Raw genomic sequence first — 17,651 nt, 5'->3', positions numbered from 1 at the left:
TCGACAAGTGCGCCCCAAAACGTTTGTCGTTAGACTTGCCGCCCCGATTTTGCCGCAAGGACGCTCTGCATCATGGTTGCCTCTCGTACATGGATTTTTTTCTGCCTGTTTGCCGCCGCGTCGGCCAGTGCCGAACCGTTGAGCTGTCAGCTCTCGGATCCGGCAAACAGGTACAGCGTCGATGTGACCATCGAGCATCCACCGACGCAGAACTTCGAACCAGTGGCGGCACAAGTCATCCTGCGCGACAAGTCCAGTGGCGAAGTGTTGCAACGAATCGACACGGCCGATGCCGTCGACCTGGTTCCGCTCAACGATTCAGCCAAGGCCTTGCGATGCGACGAGCAACGTCTGGTGGTGTTTGGCGACTTCAATTTCGATGGACACCAGGATCTGGCGCTCCGTAACGGTAACGACGGTGGCTACGGCGCGGCGTCCTACGACATCTATCTGTTCGATCCGTCGAGCCCGGTACTGGTGCCGAACAAGGCATTGTCGGAGCTGACTCGCGAACCGTATCTGGGGTTGTTCGAAGTCGATTCCGCCGCTCATCGCGTGGTCACTCACGCGAAAAGCGGTTGCTGCTGGCGCCAGAGCCGTACCTGGCAGGTGCAGAACAATTCGCCGGTCAAGGTGACCGAAACCATCGAGGTGACGCAGCGGCCGTCCGAAGGCAGCCCGCTGATGCCGGCGGGTTATACCGACGTCACGCAGCGGGAGTTGAAGGATGGCAGATGGCTGGAACAGCGTCGCCTTGAGGGGCCCGTGGGTGAAGCGCCGGTGATGCTGCGGGGCAAGCTTGACGGCAAGATCGCATTCGAGCTGTGGTGGCAGATGCTGGGTGGCGTCTACATTGGCGAGGTTCGTTATACGAAAACGGGCAATGGCCAACCGATCCGGCTGGTGGGCGAGACCTACGATGACGGAGCTGTATTGCTGCATGAGCTGGACGCCCAGGGCCGTGTCACCGGCGACTGGTACGTGGCAGGTGAGCCTGATGAGCACGGCTTTCAGGGCGGAACATGGCACGACGGCGACAAGTCTCTGATCTTCGAAGCACGGCCGACGGCATTCCGGGTTGCACCGCAAAAGTTTCAGACGCCCACGGGCGATCAGCGTGAAGGACGTTACGTGATGATGGCGCCGGACGAGCGATCGGCGTGGCTGACGATCAAAATCGTGCCGGCCACCGAGAAGGGCGCGGGTGAGCAGGCGTTGATCCAGATGGCCGTGACGCAACCGGGCAAGCCACCCCGTCAGGAGAACCGGCAGTGGCCGTTGCAGGCGGGCAATCTGGTGATTGGTCAGGATCAGATCGCCGAGCCACTCTATCGATTGCGGCTGCTCGACGGAGCGGTGCAAGTGGAGGGGGCCGGCGAGTTTTCTGATTTCAGAGGGGCTTACGCAAAGCAACCCTGAAGGCGATTGTTGTCGTTATGACAAACATAGAAGTCAATATGACTCTTTCCTGGTCGAGTCATATTGACTTCTTATGGATTATCTAGCTGATTTTTAACGATAAAAAATCTGGCACAAGAGTTGATATATCAATCGTACAAACTGATTCGCTCAGGAGTACGAAACATGTTCACTTTCTTCGAGAATCCGCTGAACGTTCTGCACCTGTCGAGCAAAGTGCTCGCAGCCGGTCTGGTCATGTTGCTGGCCGGAATCTACGGCGCTTATCTGTACCAGGGCCACATGCCGATTGCGTTGCTGGTGGCGATGCATGCGATGACCATCATCGGCCCGACGCTGATCAAAATCGGCTACGTGATGCGCCTCCTGTCGCAATATCGGCTGGGTCAGCATCACGCCGCCGTGGTGGCTTGAACATGCGCAGACTCGCCGATACACCGCTGTTCAGCCTGGGCTTTCGGCCGCTGTTTCTGGCCGGGTCCGGATTCGCCGCGCTGGCGATCCTGATCTGGGGCCTGTGGCTTTACGGCAATTGGTTCGATCTGCAACCGGCGGGCGGCATGCTTGCATGGCATCGGCATGAGATGCCGTTCGGATTCGCATCGGCGATCGTTGCCGGGTTTCTGCTGACTGCGGTGCCCAACTGGACCGGCACTCCCGGCGTGCGCGGCGGGGCGTTGATCGCTCTGGTGTCGGTCTGGCTACTCGGGCGTGTGGCCTGGTGGCTGCCGTTGCCGACCGGGCTGATTCTGGCGCTGCAATGGGGTTTTCTGCCGCTGCTGGCGGTGATGCTGGGACGGGATCTGGTCGCCGCCCGCAAGCGCGACAACTATCCGATTGTGTTGGTGCTCGGGTTGATGGCGGGTTGTCAGGCGCTGACTTTGATTGGCCTGTACAACGACGACGCCGGCCTGCAACGCCAGGGTGTTCTGGGCGCTTTGTGGCTGGTGGCAGCGCTGATGACCGTGATCGGTGGGCGGGTGATTCCGTTTTTCATCCAGCGCGGCTTGAACCGTCCACCGGCGCCGGCCGCCAACCCACTGCCAACCCGCTTGCTGTTGATCGGCAGCCTGCTGACCGCAGTCACTTTTGCGGCAGGCCTCAATGATTCACCCCGGCTGTGGCTGGCAGGCTTGTTTGTGCTGACCGGCAGTTTGCAGTTGATGCGGCTGATCCGCTGGCATGATCGCGGGATGTGGCGGGTGCCGCTGCTGTGGTCGCTGTATCTGGCTTACGCCTGGATGGCGCTGGCAACCTGGGCCATGGCGCTGTGGCATCTCGGCTTGATCGGCCAGCAAAGCCTGGCGACCCATGCATTGGCGGTCGGCGGGGTGGGCGGGTTGATTCTGGCGATGATTGCGCGGGTCAGCCTTGGGCATACCGGCCGGTTGTTGCAGCCATCGAAAGGCATGGTGCTGGGCTTTGCGCTGGTGCTGATCGCGGCGGGTTGCCGGGTGTTGCTGGTGCCGTTTTCCAGTCTGGGGCTGGGGCTGTCAGTGGTGCTCTGGTGCGCGGGGTTCGCGCTGTTTTTGCGGCATTACACCGCGATCCTGCTCAAACCGAGGCTGTAGCTTTTTAGCCGCGACGCTCGGCAATCATCAGCAACGACTGCGGCACCGGGCTTTGCGGATGCTGCGGCTCGCGCAGGCCGGTCAACTGCAGGCCGGCCATGTCCAGCGCATTGAGCCAGCTGGACAAGGTGCGGAAATACCACGGCATCGGCTGCCAATCGCCCTGGAGTCCGTCGAAGGTTTCTTCCCGCCAGCCGTCCTGATAATCACCGGCAGCCACCGACCACGGATGTAGCGTCTGGATCACCAACGCACCGCCCGGCACGAGCAGTGCATGCATCGCCGCGAGCAGCGGAATGATGTCCTGATGCAGCAGGGAAAAATTGGCGCAGATCAGGTCGTAATCACGGCCGATGTCGACCTTCGCCTCAACCAGATCTTCGTAACTGGCGACCTGCGCGGGCGATGATCCTGCCTCGCGCGCGGCCTCGATCAGCGTCGGATCACCGTCCACGCCTAACGCGTCGACCCCGCGCTCGGCCAGCGCCCGCAACAGCCAGCCCTCACCGCATCCCAGATCGAGAACCCGTTCGGGCTGGCGCCCCATCACCGCCAGCAGCATGGCCTGATCGGTCACCTGCCGGCGACTCTCGATGGCGCCGCTGCGCACGGCTTCGGTCCAGGCCCGGGCGTTGTGCTGCCAGCTCTGGAGGAGGGTGGATTCAGGCGAGGACATGACGGACTCCTTGATCGCGGGATGCAGGCAAGGATAGGTCAGGTGTAGTCGGCCAGTTGAATCCGGTTGCGACCGCCGCGTTTGGATTCGTAAAGCGCGCTGTCTCCTTGCTCGATCAGCGCTGCGAGGCTGGCCGGTGGTTGATCGAACACCTTGGCGCCAATACTCAGAGTGACCGCTTGCGGAGTGGTGTAGGTCTGGGAAGTCATCTGCTGAAACTGCTCACGCAGCGCACTGCCCAGATCCATGATCTGGGCGTGGGACGCGTCGCCCAGTAGCATCACGAATTCGTCACCGCCCAACCGCGCCGCCAGTGCGCCTTTGGGCAGCACCGCGCGGATCATTTCGCTGAGGGCGATAAGTAACCGGTCGCCGGCGGTGTGGCCGTACAGGTCGTTGATCAGTTTGAAATTGTCGATGTCGATCAGCAGCAGCGCGCCGGGGCGGGTGCTGGAGACTTCGTCGAGCAGGCGCGGTGCGCGGACTTCCAGGGCGCGGCGGTTGTACAGCGCGGTCAGCGGGTCCCGGGCGGCCAGTTCGGCAATCTGTTTTTCCCGCCGGTAGCGCTCGGTGCCGGTCATCGACAGCGCGATCAGCATGATCGCCATCGCGCCCTCTACCAGGGAAATCTGAATGATTTCGCCGCGCAACGACGCCAGATCGATCAGCGTGCCTGGAATCACCGCGATGATCGCCTTGGTGAAATAGAACGCGCCGTGGATCAGCAACACATAACGCAACTGCACCGCGCCGACGCTCAACGACTTGCCATGAGGGCGCAGCAACAGGCTGGCCCGCAGCATCGATGCGGCCACCAGCAGCGAGTTGGCCATCAGCATGATCTTCGACCACGACGGATCTTCCGGTAACAGCAGCAACGAAAGCCAGAGCAGGAACATCAAGTACCAGGCCCGCGACAACCGTCGCTGCGTAAACCGCGCGACTCCCAGCAGGAACAGCCAGTGCGCGACCACCAGCAGGCCGTTGGCGAACCAGATGCCGATCAACGGATAGCCGTTGGCGCGCAGCAGGGCCAGGCTAGAGCCGACGGTGATGGTGGCGAAACCGGCGCTCCAGAACAGCAGGGAAGATTCGCGGATACTGCGCCATTCGACCGCCAGATACAGGGCGGCCGCCGCGGCCAGGGCGGTGGAAATGGTGAGCATCGTGAGAGGATCGAGCGCCATGAAAGGACAGGTCTGCCTGGATAGTGTTAATGGGCCACGATTGTAAGCGTTCCCCCAATGGGCTGCTATTTTCACTCACCGGATATTCCATTTTCAGGCGGAGGTGTCCCATGGAACGATTGACCGGCGGTTGTCTGTGCGGCGAAGTGCGGATCGAGGCGTTAGGGCGACCCTACAGGGTTGGCGTTTGCCATTGTCTTGACTGCCGCAAACACCAGGGCGCGCTGTTTGCCGCGTCGGCGATCTTTCCCGAGGTGGCGGTGACGATCAGCGGCGAGACCCATGACTACGCGGGGCGACATTTTTGCCCGCGCTGTGGCTCGTCGGTGTTCGGCCGCAGTGGCGATGAAGTCGAGGTCAATCTCGGCGCGCTGGATGCACCAGATCAATGCCAGCCCACCTACGAGCTGTGGACGGTGCGTCGCGAGTCGTGGCTACCGGCCTTTCCATTGGCCAGACATTACGTGCGCGATCGCGAGAGAACGGGGCGAACCGAAGAATAGCCGGGGTCAGGCAGGGCGCCTGACCCCGGCGGATATGATCAGCCGCGAATGAACGCCAGCAGATCCGCGTTGATCGTCGCAGCCTCGGTGGTCGGCATGCCGTGGGGGAAGCCCGGATAGATCTTCAGCGTGCTGTTTTTCAGCAGTTTCGCCGACAGCACGCCGGCGTTTTCATAGGGCACGATCTGGTCGTCGTCGCCGTGCATCACCAGCACCGGAATCGAGATGCTTTTGAGGTCAGCGGTGAAGTCGGTCTGGGAAAAGGCAACGATGCCGTCGTAGTGCGCCTTGGCGCTGCCGATCATGCCTTGGCGCCACCAGTTCGCAATGATCCCTTCCGATGGCTTGGCGCCAGGGCGGTTGTAGCCGTAGAACGGCCCGCTGGGCACGTCGCGATAGAACTGCGCGCGATTGGCTGCCAGTTGCGCCTGAAGATTGTCGAACACCGACTTGGGCAAACCACCGGGGCTGCTCTCGGTTTTCACCATCAGCGGCGGCACGGCGCTGATGATCGCGGCTTTCGATACCCGATCCTCGCCATGCCGGGCGATGTAGTGAATCACTTCGCCGCCACCGGTGGAGTGGCCGACATGCACGGCTTTCTGCGTCCCCAGATGATTGACTACCGCCGCCACATCGTCGGCGTAGTGATCCATGTCGTGACCGTCCCAGACCTGGCTCGAACGTCCGTGGCCCCGTCGATCGTGGGCCACGACCCTGAATCCCTGCGCCAGGAAGAACAGCATCTGCGCATCCCAGTCGTCCGCGCTCAGCGGCCAGCCGTGGTGGAAGTGGATGACCGGGGCGTCCTTGGGCCCCCAGTCCTTGTAGAAGATTTCGACGCCGTCTTTCGTTGTGACAAATCCCATGTTCGCGACTCCTGGAAAGTGTGAAAGGGCAGTTTTTGCGGTGACAAGCGGTATCAACTGTAGGAGCAAAAACGACACCCTGATCGATGATTTTCCGAACGGTGCCGGATGACCGGTGGTCGCGGCGGCTGGTCGTCGGGTCAAAATGCGCTTAGCTGAAAGGGATAAGCCGAGGCGCGCACCGCCAACGATGGCCGTAGCAACGCCCTTCAGAACACCGTGAGTCTGAGGAAATCCCCCATGCTGACCTTGAACATCAATGGCAAGGATCAGGAGCTCGATGTCCCTGCGGACATGCCGTTGCTCTGGGTCCTGCGCGATGTCGCGCACCTGACCGGTACCAAATTCGGCTGCGGCATGGCCCAGTGCGGTGCCTGCACCGTGCACGTCGATGGCGCGCCGCTGCGCTCGTGTATCACGCCGGCCACGGCCGTCGCTCACGGCCAGAAAATCCTCACCATCGAAGGCCTGTCCAGCGACGGTTCGCACCCGGTGCAGCAGGCCTGGGCGGAACTGGACGTGGTGCAATGCGGCTACTGCCAGTCCGGGCAGATCATGTCCGCCGCCGCATTGCTGGCGAAAATTCCCAAACCCACCGACAGCGATATCGATCAGGCGCTCTCCGGCAACATCTGCCGCTGCGGCACCTATCCAAGAATCCGCGCGGCGGTCAAACGTGCTGCCGACATCGGCTGAGCGAGGGGAGGTGAGTGATGAACAGTCCTGTATCCCGTCGTGGATTTCTCAAGGGCAGCGCCGTGCTTGGCGGTGGTCTGGTGGTGGCGTTCGTGGTGCCTGGCGGCAACCGGTTCGCCATGGCGGCCGAGAATGAAGGCAAGGTGTTTGCGCCGAACGCGTTCCTGAGGATTGCGGCGGACAACAGCGTTACCGTGCTGCTCGGCCATTCGGAAATGGGCCAGGGCATCTGGACCGGCCTGACCATGTTGATCGCCGAAGAGCTGGACGCCGACTGGTCGAAGATTCGCGTTGAGCACTCGCCAGCCTCGGCAGCCGATTACGGCATGCCCGGTTTTGGCGGAATGCAGATTACCGGCGGCTCCACTTCAACCTGGATGGAGTTCGACCGTTACCGGCTCGCCGGCGCCACCGCCCGGCAGATGCTGATCGAGGCGGCGGCCAAGCGCTTCAACGTGGCGCCGTCGACGATCCGCACCGAAGCCGGCGTGGTGATTGCAGGCGATAACCGCGCCACCTACGGCGAGCTGGCGGACGCCGCCGGTCAACTGCCGGTGCCGGATCCGAAGTCGATTACCTTTAAAGAAGCCAAGGACTGGAAAGTCATCGGCAAACCCACTAAACGCCTCGACACCCCGGAAAAAATCACCGGTCGCGCCAAATTCGGCATGGACGTGCAGTTCGACGGATTGATGACCGCGATGGTGGCGCGCGCGCCGGCGTTCGGCGCCACGGTGAAATCCTTTGAGGGCGCAGAAGCCCTGGCGATTCCCGGCGTGCACAAAGTGGTGCAGGTGCCGACCGGTGTGGCGGTGGTCGCCGAGCATTACTGGGCGGCGAAACTCGGTCGCGATGCGCTGAAGGTCGATTGGGATCTGGGGCCGAACGCTGATCTGAGCAGTGAAAAGCTGTTGGCGAGTTTCCGCAAACTGGCGGCCACGCCGGGCACCTCGGCGGCGCAGGCCGGCGATGCCAAGGGCAATTTCGGCAAGGCAGCGAAGAAAATCGACGTCGAATACAGCGTGCCGTATCTGGCCCACGCGCCGATGGAGCCGCTCAACTGCACGGTGAAGATCAGCGCCGACAAGTGCGAGATCTGGACCGGTACCCAGTTCCAGACGCTGGATCAGATGGTTGCCGGCAAGATCACCGGGCTCAAGCCGGAGCAGGTGGAGATTCACACCGAATTTCTCGGTGGTGGTTTTGGTCGCCGAGCCAACCCGACCTCGGACTTTGTCGCCGAAGCGGTGCAAGTGGCCAAAGCTGCTGCGATGCCGGTGAAAACCGTGTGGTCGCGCGAAGATGATATTCGCGGTGGTTACTACCGCTCGATGTTTCTGCATCAGGCGAAGATCGGCCTCGGCGCCGACGGCCTGCCGCTGGCCTGGCAGCATGTGCTGGTCGGGCAATCGATCATGGCCGGCACCATGCTCGAGAAAACCATGGTCAAGAACGGCGTCGACCAGACGTCGGTCGAGGGCGTTTCCGACAGCCCGTACATCAAGGGCCTGGCCCATCATCAGGTCGATCTGCACTCGCCGACCACCGGGATCAACGTGCTCTGGCTGCGTTCGGTGGGCCATAGCCACACCGCGTTTGTCATGGAATCGCTGATCGATGAAATGGCCACGGCGGCGGGCAAGGACCCGGTGGAGTACCGACGAACGCTGCTCAAGGATCATGCCCGGCATCTCGGCGTGTTGAACCTGGCGGTGGAGAAGGCCAACTGGAAAGCCCCGCTGCCGGAGGGCCATGCGCTGGGCGTGGCGGTGCATGAGTCGTTCGGCAGCTATGTGGCGCAGGTGGCGGAAGTGTCCCAGGACAATCTGGCGATCCGCGTGCATCGGGTGGTGTGCGCGGTGGACTGCGGGATTGCGGTCAACCCGCAAAGCATCGCGGCGCAGATGGAGTCGTGCATCACCTTCGGCCTGGGCATGGCGCTGCACAGCAAACTGACGCTCAAGGACGGCCATGTCGTGCAGTCCAACTATCACGACTATCAGGTGTTGCGGCTCAATGAAATGCCGCTGGTCGAGGTGCACATCGTGCCGAGCAGCGAGAAGCCCGGCGGCATCGGCGAGGCGGGTGTGCCGCCCACGGCGCCGGCGGTGGCCAACGCGGTGTTCGCCCTGACCGGGCAGCGCCTGCGGGAACTGCCACTGCAAATGTCGGGGGTGTGAGATGAAACGACATCTGTTGTTGGGCACGGTGATTCTGCTTGGGCTGGGCGGTTACGCCTCGGATCTGTTTGCCGACGATCAGGACGCCTTGAAAGCTTTCGGCACGGTGCAGAAAGTCTTCCAGAGCCCGCGCTGCCAGAACTGCCACATTCCCGGTGATTCGCCGTTGCAGTTCGACGCCGGCATCCCCCACGCGATGAACGTGGTGCGCGGCATGGACGGCAAGGGCGCCGCCGGTTTGCCCTGCGCCACTTGCCACGCCGAAAGCAATCCGCCGGCCAGTTACGGCCCCCATGCGCCACCGGGTGCGCCGCACTGGAGCCTGCCGCCGGCCGCGCACAAAATGGCCTGGATCGGTCTGCCGCCGGATCGTTTGTGCGTAATGATCAAGGACCGCGCCAGCAACGGTGACCGCGATTTCGCCGCGCTGATCAAACACGTCAGCGAGGACAAACTGGTGCTCTGGGGCTGGAGTCCCGGGGCAGGGCGCGCGCCGGTGCCGGTGCCGCACGATATCTTCGTGACCCAGTTCAAACTCTGGGCCGATGCGGGCGGGCCGTGTCCGGTGGCCGGTGGATGAGAGGTTGAGTCATCGCTGATTCGGGCTACGCTCAACTGCATCGAAGACAAAGGAGTGTGTGATGCTGGTACCCGGCAAACCTGCCAATGAAGCTGTCCGAGTTCAAGTGCTGCATGATTTGAAATTGCTCGATTCCGCACCGGAAGAGCGCTTCGACCGGCTGACGCGACTGGCCAAGCGGCTGTTCAACGTGCCGATCGCGCTGGTCACGCTGGTGGACAAGGAGCGGCAATGGTTCAAGTCCTGCGTGGGTCTGGACACGACCGAAACGCCACGCTCTGTTTCATTCTGTGGCCATGCGATTCTCAGGGACGAGCTCATGCTGGTACCTGACGCCCGAGAGGACGAGCGTTTCCACGACAACCCTTTGGTTACCGGGGAGCCGAACATCCGGTTTTACGCCGGTTATCCGCTGACCGTACCCAGCGGCAACAAGATGGGCACCTTGTGCCTGATCGACACCAAACCCCGAGATCTCGACGAAGAGGAGCGCGCCCTGCTGCGCGATCTGGCGGGCATGGCCGAGCAGGAACTGATGGCCGTGCAGATGGCGAGCATGGACGAGCTGACGCTGCTGTCCAACCGTCGCGGCTTCAAGATGCTCGCCCAGCATGCGCTGGACGCCTGCGCACGCCTGGAAAAACCGGCGACGCTGCTGTTTTTCGACCTCAATGATTTCAAGCAGATCAACGACCTTTATGGGCACGCCGAGGGCGACAGCGCGCTCAAGACTTTCGCCGATGTGCTGCGCATCGCCTTTCGCGAGAGCGATGTGGTGGGACGGCTAGGCGGTGATGAGTTCGTGGCGTTGCTGACCGGCTCGAGCCACGTCGAAACCACGGCGATCATGGCGCGACTCAAGGAAATCCTCGAAGAACGCAATGCCACGTTGCACCGCGGTTACGCGATTCGCTTCAGCGTCGGCCAGATCGAATACAACCCGCAGCGCCATGACACCGTGGATAAGCTGTTGGCGGACGCGGATGAGGCGATGTATGCGCACAAGCAGGCCTTGAAGCGCTGTTGATTGGCGCACAAAGCCATTGATGTGGCTTCTGAAGATACTTGAACTGATATTTCTGACAGGTTCCAGGAGGGGCGGGGCAGCGCAATATGGCTTTGCGTAATGACGCAAGCTCTTTCCCGCAACGGTAATCGTTTATTGGAGCGTTCGGAGAGGGAGAACAGCCAACTCCGAGGTGAATAACATGACCAGGATGATCGTTTCTAACACTCTAAAATCTGGAGAACTGGACCCTGCATTTGGCGCAGATGGAAAAGTTGAAATTCCAGGCGGAATTGGTTCAGTCAGATCAATTATTACAGATGGCCAGAGTGGGTTTTACACCGCTGTATATCGGTCAGGGATGTGCTGGATTTATCATTTTTTTGTAGATGGAGCACAGGACTTTCAGTTTGGGGAAGGTGGTGTAGCTAAATGGTCTTTCAGTACATGGCCTGATTCTCGGCCGATTCATTTGGCATTACAGCCTGGCGGAAAAATTCTTTTGCTCGGGAAAGCAGGGAATAACCAGTTTGAAGGAAATCTCGCCTTGACCAGGTTCAATTCCACTGGGAGTCCAGATCTGGTTTTTGGTACCAAAATATCACCTTTTCGTGAGGATTTTTCTCCGAGCATAGCTGTTCAGGCGGATGGGAAAATTCTGTTGCTTGTTGACAGATTCGGGCAGGACGGCCTTCCAGAACAAACGCTACTCCAACGTTTGCTGCCTGGTGGTGATCCCGATCCTGGGTTCGGTGATCAGGGTTCCATCGTTATTCGATTTAGCGATCAGGTGTCTCGGGGTCGCAGTTTAGCGGTGATGGATGACGGGAAAATTCTAGTGGCGGGAGATGCTCGACGAGAGGACTCTGATCCGATATTGACACATGCAGTCGGGAGATATTCATCAGACGGCCAGCTTGATCAGTCCTTTGGTAAATCAGGGTATTGGGAAACGGATGGTTTAAATAGCACAGTAGCGACTATCGCCCTCGACCTGTCGGGAATCATTTGTGCAGGCACGGCGATGGGATCTGCTGGTCATGTGATTCGCGTATCAAAGCTGACCCATGACGGCAGAACTGATCCGATGTTTAACAATGGAGAAAGCGTTTTTGTGGAAATTCCAGCGGATAGACCAGGTTACTTCGTGTGGTGTAACGAAGTTGCTGTTGATTCCAATGGCCGAATTCTTGTTGGTGGATATGCCGGAGCTAACACGAAAGCATTCTGGCTTCGTCTTCTGCCTGACGGCAGTAGGGATTTTGATTACCGTGATCAAGGTGTTGTTGTAATTGATCAATTGAATAATCTGTATGGGTTGATACTCTCGCCGAACCAGGAGCGTGTACTCGTTGCGGTCGATGCGCGGGAAAGCAAACCATACGTTTATGGTGTTCTGAATTAGTTCTGATTCTTGACCCGCGCGGTCTTCGAGGCCGTCATTTTTGGCGGCCTTCAATATTTCTTGAAATGACTCACTGGGCAAATAGTTGCCCTATGTCCTTGAACGCCTTGAACTCCAATGCGTTCCCACACGGATCAAACAGAAACATCGTCGCCTGTTCCCCACCAGTCCCTGAAAACGAATCCCCGGCTCGATCACGAACCGTGTGCCGAGTGCCTTCAAACGCTCGGCAAGGGCATGCCATTCCTCCAGCCCCAACACCACGCCAAAATAAATTAGCGTGATCATGTTTGTAAAAGGTGACTTGTCCAAGAGAGATTCAGCATCAATAAGTTCGCGCGATTAGAAAAGGCTTTTTTATAGTCATTCATTTGTAGTAACTGTCAGAAGTGACAGTTGTGTAGGTTGTGTCAATTGTTGAAGCTTGACGAAGGCTTTCAAGTTATTAGTTACGGCTTGAAGGCTGCCTATGGTTAAGGTGCAGTGATGTCATCGTGGTGTTGTGATGGTTTATTCTGCCTGTCATGTTTTCGCACAATGTTCTGCTTCTTAACTATCTATCGTTTGGTTCCTGGACGTGCAGAGGTGGAGATTATGCGAACTATAAAAAAAACAACGTTAATCATAATTGGATTAAGTTTTTTGCATCTGTCAATTCAAGCTAAGGCAGACATCTGTGATGACGCATGGGCAAGCAATCCAAATCTGCGTACATGCACGCTTAATGTTCAGCCAATCAGGCATATTCCCACTACAGACGGAATGCGCCCATTCCCTACCTGTGAGCTCAATGTAACGTGCCTGTCAGGTGGTACACATCCGGAAGATCCCAATAGCTTTCACACCAGAGAGATCAACAATACTCAGTCTGGGGTTTTTCAGGTTTATCAACCGTATGTGAACAGACTTGCAAACTGTAATGGTAATTTAACTTTCCCTCCATGTTAGAAGTGCCATGAACACACGATTGAACAGTGGGAGTAGCAGGCATGAAAAAGCCCGCCTGAATAGGCGGGCTTTTTATCGGCAGCGCGAAGATTACTCTTCGATGTTGCCCATGGCGGTGGTGTTGAAACCGCCGTCCACGTACATGATTTCACCGCTGATGCCCGACGCCAGGTCGGAGCACAGGAAGGCGCCGGCGTTGCCGACTTCTTCGATGGTGACGTTGCGGCGCAGCGGGGTTTGCGCTTCGTTGGCGGCCAGCATCTTGCGGAAGTTCTTGATGCCGGAAGCCGCCAGGGTGCGGATCGGGCCGGCCGATACGCAGTTGACGCGGGTGCCGTCCGGGCCCAGGGAGCCGGCCAGGTAACGCACGCCGGCTTCCAGCGACGCCTTGGCCATGCCCATCACGTTGTAGTTCGGCATGGTGCGCTCGGCGCCCAGGTAGGACAGGGTCAGCAGGCTGCCGTTGCGGCCTTTCATCATTTCGCGACCGGCTTTGGCCAGGGCCACGAAGCTGTAGGCGCTGATGTCGTGAGCGATGCGGAAGCCTTCACGGGTGGTGGCTTCGGTGAAGTCGCCGTCCAGTTGGTCGCCCGGGGCGAAGCCGACGGAGTGCACGATGCAGTCCAGGCCGTCCCACTTCTTGCTCAGTTCTTCGAAGACCTTGGCGATTTCTTCATCGCTGGCCACGTCGCACGGGAAGCACAGCTCAGGGCTCGAACCCCAGCCCTGTGCGAACTCTTCTACGCGACCTTTCAGTTTGTCGTTCTGATAAGTGAAGGCAAGCTCAGCGCCCTCGCGATGCATGGCGGCAGCGATGCCGGATGCGATGGACAGCTTGCTGGCGACACCGACGATCAGTACGCGCTTACCGGCGAGAAAACCCATGTGTTGCTCCTCTTTCAGGTTATTGCGCAGTGGCTGGTGCCAGGAAAGCGGCCTCCAGCAACTGCTGTGTATACGGATGTTGGGGGGCGGCAAAGATACTTTGCGCGTCTCCCTGTTCGACCACTTGGCCATGCTTGACCACCATCAGCTGGTGGCTCAGCGCTTTCACAACAGCCAGGTCATGGCTGATGAACAAATACGTCAGGTTGTACTTGGCTTGCAGTGAACGCAACAGCTCCACCACTTGCCGCTGCACCGTCCGGTCGAGAGCCGAGGTCGGCTCGTCCAGCAGGATCAGCGCCGGTTTGAGCACCAGGGCCCGGGCAATGGCGATACGCTGCCGCTGCCCACCGGAAAATTCGTGGGGGTAGCGGTGCCGGGTTTCCGGATCCAGACCTACCTCCTTCAATGCCGCAATAATTGCCGCTTCCTGCTCGGCGGCAGTGCCCATCCTGTGAATCCTTAGACCTTCGCCAACGATGTCATTCACGCACATCCGCGGGCTCAGGCTGCCGAACGGGTCCTGAAACACCACCTGCATCTCCCGGCGCAGCGGCCGGACCTCGCTCTGCGTCAGGCAGTCTAGCTGCTTGCCCTCAAAACGGATCCCGCCCTGGCTGCCGATCAATCGCAGGATCGCCAGGCCAAGGGTGGATTTGCCGGAACCGCTTTCCCCCACGATCCCCAGAGTCTGACCCTGAGGCAGACTGAAATTGATGCCGTCCACTGCCTTGACGTGATCCACCGTGCGCTTGAGCAGGCCTTTCTTGATCGGGAACCAGACTTTCAGATCCTCGACTTCAAGCAGCGGCGCCCCGATTTTATTGCTCGCCGGGCCTCCGCTGGGCTCCGCGCCAAGCAGTTCCCGAGTGTACGGATGCTGCGGCGAACGGAACAGCTCTGCGCACGATGCCTGTTCGACGATGCAACCGCGCTGCATGACACATACACGATGCGCAATTCTTCGCACGAGGTTCAAATCGTGACTGATCAGTAACAGCGCCATGCCCAATCGGGCCTGCAATTCTTTGAGCAGGTCGAGGATTTTCAGCTGAACGGTCACGTCCAGCGCAGTGGTCGGTTCGTCGGCAATCAGCAGTTCCGGCTCGTTGGCCAGGGCCATGGCGATCATCACCCGCTGGCGCTGGCCGCCGGACAATTCGTGGGGCAGGGCCTTGAGGCGCTTGTGCGGCTCGGGGATGCCGACCATCTCCAGCAGCTCCAGCGTGCGCTTGGTCGCGACCTTGCCGGTCAGGCCCTTGTGGATGCCCAGCACCTCGTTGATCTGCTTCTCGATCGAGTGCAGCGGGTTGAGCGAAGTCATCGGCTCCTGAAAGATCATCGCGATCCGGTTGCCGCGAATGTGACGGATGGTCTTTTCGCTCAGCTCCAGCAGGTTCTGCCCGGAATAGGTGATGCTGCCGGCCGGATGCCGCGCCAGCGGGTAGGGCAGCAGGCGCAGGATCGAGTGCGCCGTCACCGACTTGCCCGAGCCGCTTTCGCCGACCAGCGCCAGGGTTTCGCCGCGCTTGATATCGAAACTCACGCCTTCGACCACCCGTTGCACGCGATCACCGATGCCGAATTCGACGGCCAGGTCGCGGATTTCGATCAGATTGTCCTGATTCATGTCACTTCCTCGGGTCGAAGGCATCGCGAGCGGACTCGCCGATGAACACCAGCAAACTCAACATCAGCGCCAATACCGCAAACGCGCTCATGCCCAGCCACGGCGCCTGCAGGTTGGATTTGCCCTGGGCCACCAGTTCACCCAGCGACGGACTGCCGGCGGGCAAGCCGAAACCGAGGAAGTCCAGGGCGGTGAGGGTGCCGATGGCGCCGGTCAGGATGAAGGGCATGAAGGTCATGGTCGAAACCATCGCGTTGGGCAGGATGTGGCGGAACATGATCGCGCCGTTCTGCATGCCCAGCGCCCGGGCTGCGCGCACGTATTCGAGGTTACGCCCGCGCAGGAACTCGGCGCGCACCACGTCCACCAGGCTCATCCACGAGAACAGCAGCATGATCCCCAGCAGCCACCAGAAGTTCGGCTGGACGAAACTGGCAAGAATGATCAGCAGGTACAGCACCGGCAACCCCGACCAGATCTCCAGGAAGCGCTGGCCGGCCAGATCGACCCAGCCGCCATAGAAGCCCTGCAAGGCGCCGGCGATCACGCCGATGATCGAGCTGAGCACGGTCAGGGTCAGGGCGAACAGCACCGAGACCCGGAAGCCGTAGATGACCCGCGCCAGTACATCGCGGCCCTGATCGTCGGTGCCCAGCAGGTTGTCCGCCGACGGCGGTGCGGGGGCTGGGACTTTCAGGTCGTAGTTGATGCTCTGGTAACTGAACGGAATCGGCGCCCACAGCACCCACGCATCCTTGGCCTTGAGCAGTTCGCGGATGTACGGGCTCTTGTAGTTGGCTTCCAGCGGGAATTCGCCGCCGAAGGTGGTTTCCGGGTAGCGCTTGATCGCCGGGAAGTACCAGTTGTTGTCGTAGTGCACCACCAGCGGCTTGTCGTTGGCGATCAGCTCGGCACCGAGGCTCAGGCCGAACAGGATTAGAAACAGCCACAGCGACCACCAGCCACGCTTGTTGGCCTTGAACAGTTCGAAGCGCCGGCGGTTGAGAGGGGACAGGTTCATCTCAATGCTCCCGGCTGGCAAAGTCGATGCGCGGATCGACCAGGGTGTAAGTGAGGTCGCCGATCAGTTTCACCACCAGCCCCAGCAGGGTGAAGATGAACAGGGTGCCGAACACCACCGGGTAATCGCGGTTGATCGCCGCTTCGAAACTCATCAGGCCGAGGCCGTCGAGGGAGAAGATCACTTCCACCAGCAGGGAACCTGTGAAGAAGATGCCGATGAACGCCGAGGGGAAACCGGCGATCACCAGCAGCATCGCGTTGCGGAACACATGGCCGTAGAGCACGCGGTGGCGCGTCAGGCCCTTGGCCTTGGCGGTGACCACGTACTGCTTGTTGATTTCGTCGAGGAAGCTGTTTTTGGTCAGCAGGGTCATGGTCGCGAAGTTGCCGATCACCAGCGCTGTCACCGGCAGCGCCAGGTGCCAGAAGTAATCGAGAACCTTGCCGCCCAGGCTCAGTTCATCGAAGTTGTTCGAGGTCAGGCCGCGTAAAGGAAACCAGTCCAGATAGCTGCCGCCGGCAAACACCACGATCAGCAGAATCGCAAACAGGAACGCCGGAATCGCATAGCCGACGATGATCGCCGAACTGGTCCAGACGTCGAAATGGCTGCCGTGCCGCGTGGCCTTGGCGATCCCCAGCGGGATCGACACCAGGTACATGATCAGCGTGCTCCACAGCCCGAGGGAGATCGACACCGGCATCTTTTCCTTGATCAGGTCGATGACCTTGGCGTCGCGGAAGAAACTGTCGCCGAAATCCAGCTTCGCGTAGTTCTTGACCATGATCCAAAGACGTTCCGGGGCCGACTTGTCGAACCCGTACATCTTCTCGATTTCCTTGATCAGCGCCGGGTCCAGGCCCTGCGCTCCGCGATAGGAGGAGCCGGCCACCGACACTTCGGCACCGCCGCCGGCGATGCGGCTGGTGGCGCCTTCGAAACCTTCGAGCTTGGCGATCATCTGCTCCACCGGCCCGCCGGGCGCGGCCTGGATGATCACGAAGTTGATCAGCAAAATGCCGAACAGGGTCGGGATGATCAGCAGCAGTCGCCGAAAAATGTAAGCCAGCAT

At 60.0% G+C, this 17,651-nt stretch carries 16 protein-coding genes and 1 pseudogene; 9 read left to right on the top strand and 8 right to left on the bottom strand.

Going from position 1 to position 17,651, the window contains the following annotated elements:
- Positions 1–72: 72 nt before the first annotated feature.
- The 3 genes from L6D74_RS23530 to L6D74_RS23520 all read left to right on the top strand — a co-directional run bounded on the left by L6D74_RS23530 (position 73) and on the right by L6D74_RS23520 (position 2,990).
- Positions 73–1,419 carry an XAC2610-related protein gene (locus L6D74_RS23530; RefSeq protein ID WP_210709508.1) on the top strand — a complete coding sequence of 449 codons (1,347 nt, stop codon included), beginning with the start codon at positions 73–75 and terminating at the stop codon, positions 1,417–1,419.
- Between the two features lie 165 nt (positions 1,420–1,584).
- Entirely contained in the window at positions 1,585–1,833 is a 249-nt protein-coding gene (locus L6D74_RS23525) for a transmembrane sensor/regulator PpyR (RefSeq protein WP_085648912.1), read from the top strand.
- Between the two features lie 2 nt (positions 1,834–1,835).
- A complete protein-coding gene (locus tag L6D74_RS23520; RefSeq protein WP_085648913.1) occupies positions 1,836–2,990 on the top strand; it encodes an NnrS family protein in 1,155 nt (384 codons plus the stop codon).
- A 4-nt stretch (positions 2,991–2,994) separates the two neighbouring features.
- On the opposite strand, the gene L6D74_RS23515 is transcribed toward L6D74_RS23520, so the two are convergent.
- Both L6D74_RS23515 and L6D74_RS23510 read right to left on the bottom strand, forming a co-directional pair.
- Complete coding sequence (locus L6D74_RS23515; protein ID WP_236190621.1) at positions 2,995–3,666, bottom strand: class I SAM-dependent methyltransferase; 672 nt, start codon at positions 3,664–3,666, stop codon at positions 2,995–2,997.
- A 38-nt stretch (positions 3,667–3,704) separates the two neighbouring features.
- Positions 3,705–4,853 carry a GGDEF domain-containing protein gene (locus tag L6D74_RS23510; RefSeq protein WP_064595475.1) on the bottom strand — a complete coding sequence of 383 codons (1,149 nt, stop codon included), beginning with the start codon at positions 4,851–4,853 and terminating at the stop codon, positions 3,705–3,707.
- Between the two features lie 110 nt (positions 4,854–4,963).
- Here L6D74_RS23510 and L6D74_RS23505 point away from each other — a divergent pair, with 110 nt between their 5' ends.
- Positions 4,964–5,356, top strand: a complete 393-nt coding sequence (locus tag L6D74_RS23505; protein ID WP_236190620.1) for a GFA family protein — start codon at positions 4,964–4,966, stop codon at positions 5,354–5,356.
- Between the two features lie 38 nt (positions 5,357–5,394).
- Here L6D74_RS23505 and L6D74_RS23500 read toward each other — a convergent pair whose 3' ends face one another.
- Positions 5,395–6,225, bottom strand: coding sequence for an alpha/beta fold hydrolase (locus L6D74_RS23500; protein ID WP_236190619.1), 831 nt, complete (start codon positions 6,223–6,225; stop codon positions 5,395–5,397).
- 240 nt (positions 6,226–6,465) lie between these two features.
- Between L6D74_RS23500 and L6D74_RS23495 the strand changes: the two genes are divergently transcribed.
- The 5 genes from L6D74_RS23495 (at position 6,466) to L6D74_RS23475 (ending at position 12,092) form a co-directional block, all read left to right on the top strand.
- Complete coding sequence (locus L6D74_RS23495) at positions 6,466–6,921, top strand: (2Fe-2S)-binding protein (protein WP_007956954.1); 456 nt, start codon at positions 6,466–6,468, stop codon at positions 6,919–6,921.
- Between the two features lie 17 nt (positions 6,922–6,938).
- Positions 6,939–9,101 carry a xanthine dehydrogenase family protein molybdopterin-binding subunit gene (locus L6D74_RS23490; protein ID WP_236190618.1) on the top strand — a complete coding sequence of 721 codons (2,163 nt, stop codon included), beginning with the start codon at positions 6,939–6,941 and terminating at the stop codon, positions 9,099–9,101.
- Position 9,102: 1 nt separating this feature from the next.
- Positions 9,103–9,681 carry a hypothetical protein gene (locus L6D74_RS23485; RefSeq protein WP_236190617.1) on the top strand — a complete coding sequence of 193 codons (579 nt, stop codon included), beginning with the start codon at positions 9,103–9,105 and terminating at the stop codon, positions 9,679–9,681.
- A gap of 61 nt (positions 9,682–9,742) precedes the next feature.
- Entirely contained in the window at positions 9,743–10,708 is a 966-nt protein-coding gene (locus tag L6D74_RS23480) for a sensor domain-containing diguanylate cyclase (protein ID WP_236190615.1), read from the top strand.
- 181 nt (positions 10,709–10,889) lie between these two features.
- Positions 10,890–12,092: an NHL repeat-containing protein gene (locus tag L6D74_RS23475; protein ID WP_236190613.1), complete on the top strand. Its 1,203-nt coding sequence runs from the start codon at positions 10,890–10,892 to the stop codon at positions 12,090–12,092.
- 70 nt (positions 12,093–12,162) lie between these two features.
- Here L6D74_RS23475 and L6D74_RS23470 read toward each other — a convergent pair.
- The 5 genes and pseudogenes from L6D74_RS23470 to L6D74_RS23450 all read right to left on the bottom strand — a co-directional run.
- Positions 12,163–12,365 (bottom strand): annotated as a pseudogene (locus tag L6D74_RS23470) (VOC family protein); the annotation flags it as partial.
- Between the two features lie 765 nt (positions 12,366–13,130).
- Complete coding sequence (gene fabI, locus L6D74_RS23465; protein WP_003202751.1) at positions 13,131–13,925, bottom strand: enoyl-ACP reductase FabI; 795 nt, start codon at positions 13,923–13,925, stop codon at positions 13,131–13,133.
- A 19-nt stretch (positions 13,926–13,944) separates the two neighbouring features.
- Entirely contained in the window at positions 13,945–15,555 is a 1,611-nt protein-coding gene (locus tag L6D74_RS23460) for an ABC transporter ATP-binding protein (protein ID WP_221399400.1), read from the bottom strand.
- A gap of 1 nt (position 15,556) precedes the next feature.
- The gene (locus L6D74_RS23455) at positions 15,557–16,576 is read right to left on the bottom strand and encodes an ABC transporter permease (protein WP_007956945.1); all 1,020 of its coding nucleotides are present in this window, start codon (positions 16,574–16,576) and stop codon (positions 15,557–15,559) included.
- 1 nt (position 16,577) lies between these two features.
- Positions 16,578–17,651: a microcin C ABC transporter permease YejB gene (locus L6D74_RS23450; RefSeq protein ID WP_085613068.1), complete on the bottom strand. Its 1,074-nt coding sequence runs from the start codon at positions 17,649–17,651 to the stop codon at positions 16,578–16,580.

The organism is Pseudomonas pharyngis (genome assembly GCF_021602345.1).
In the GTDB taxonomy this organism is placed as follows: domain Bacteria; phylum Pseudomonadota; class Gammaproteobacteria; order Pseudomonadales; family Pseudomonadaceae; genus Aquipseudomonas; species Aquipseudomonas pharyngis.
The sequence above is the reverse complement of the archived record's forward strand: the minus strand, read 5'-3'. Positions and strand labels throughout refer to the sequence as shown.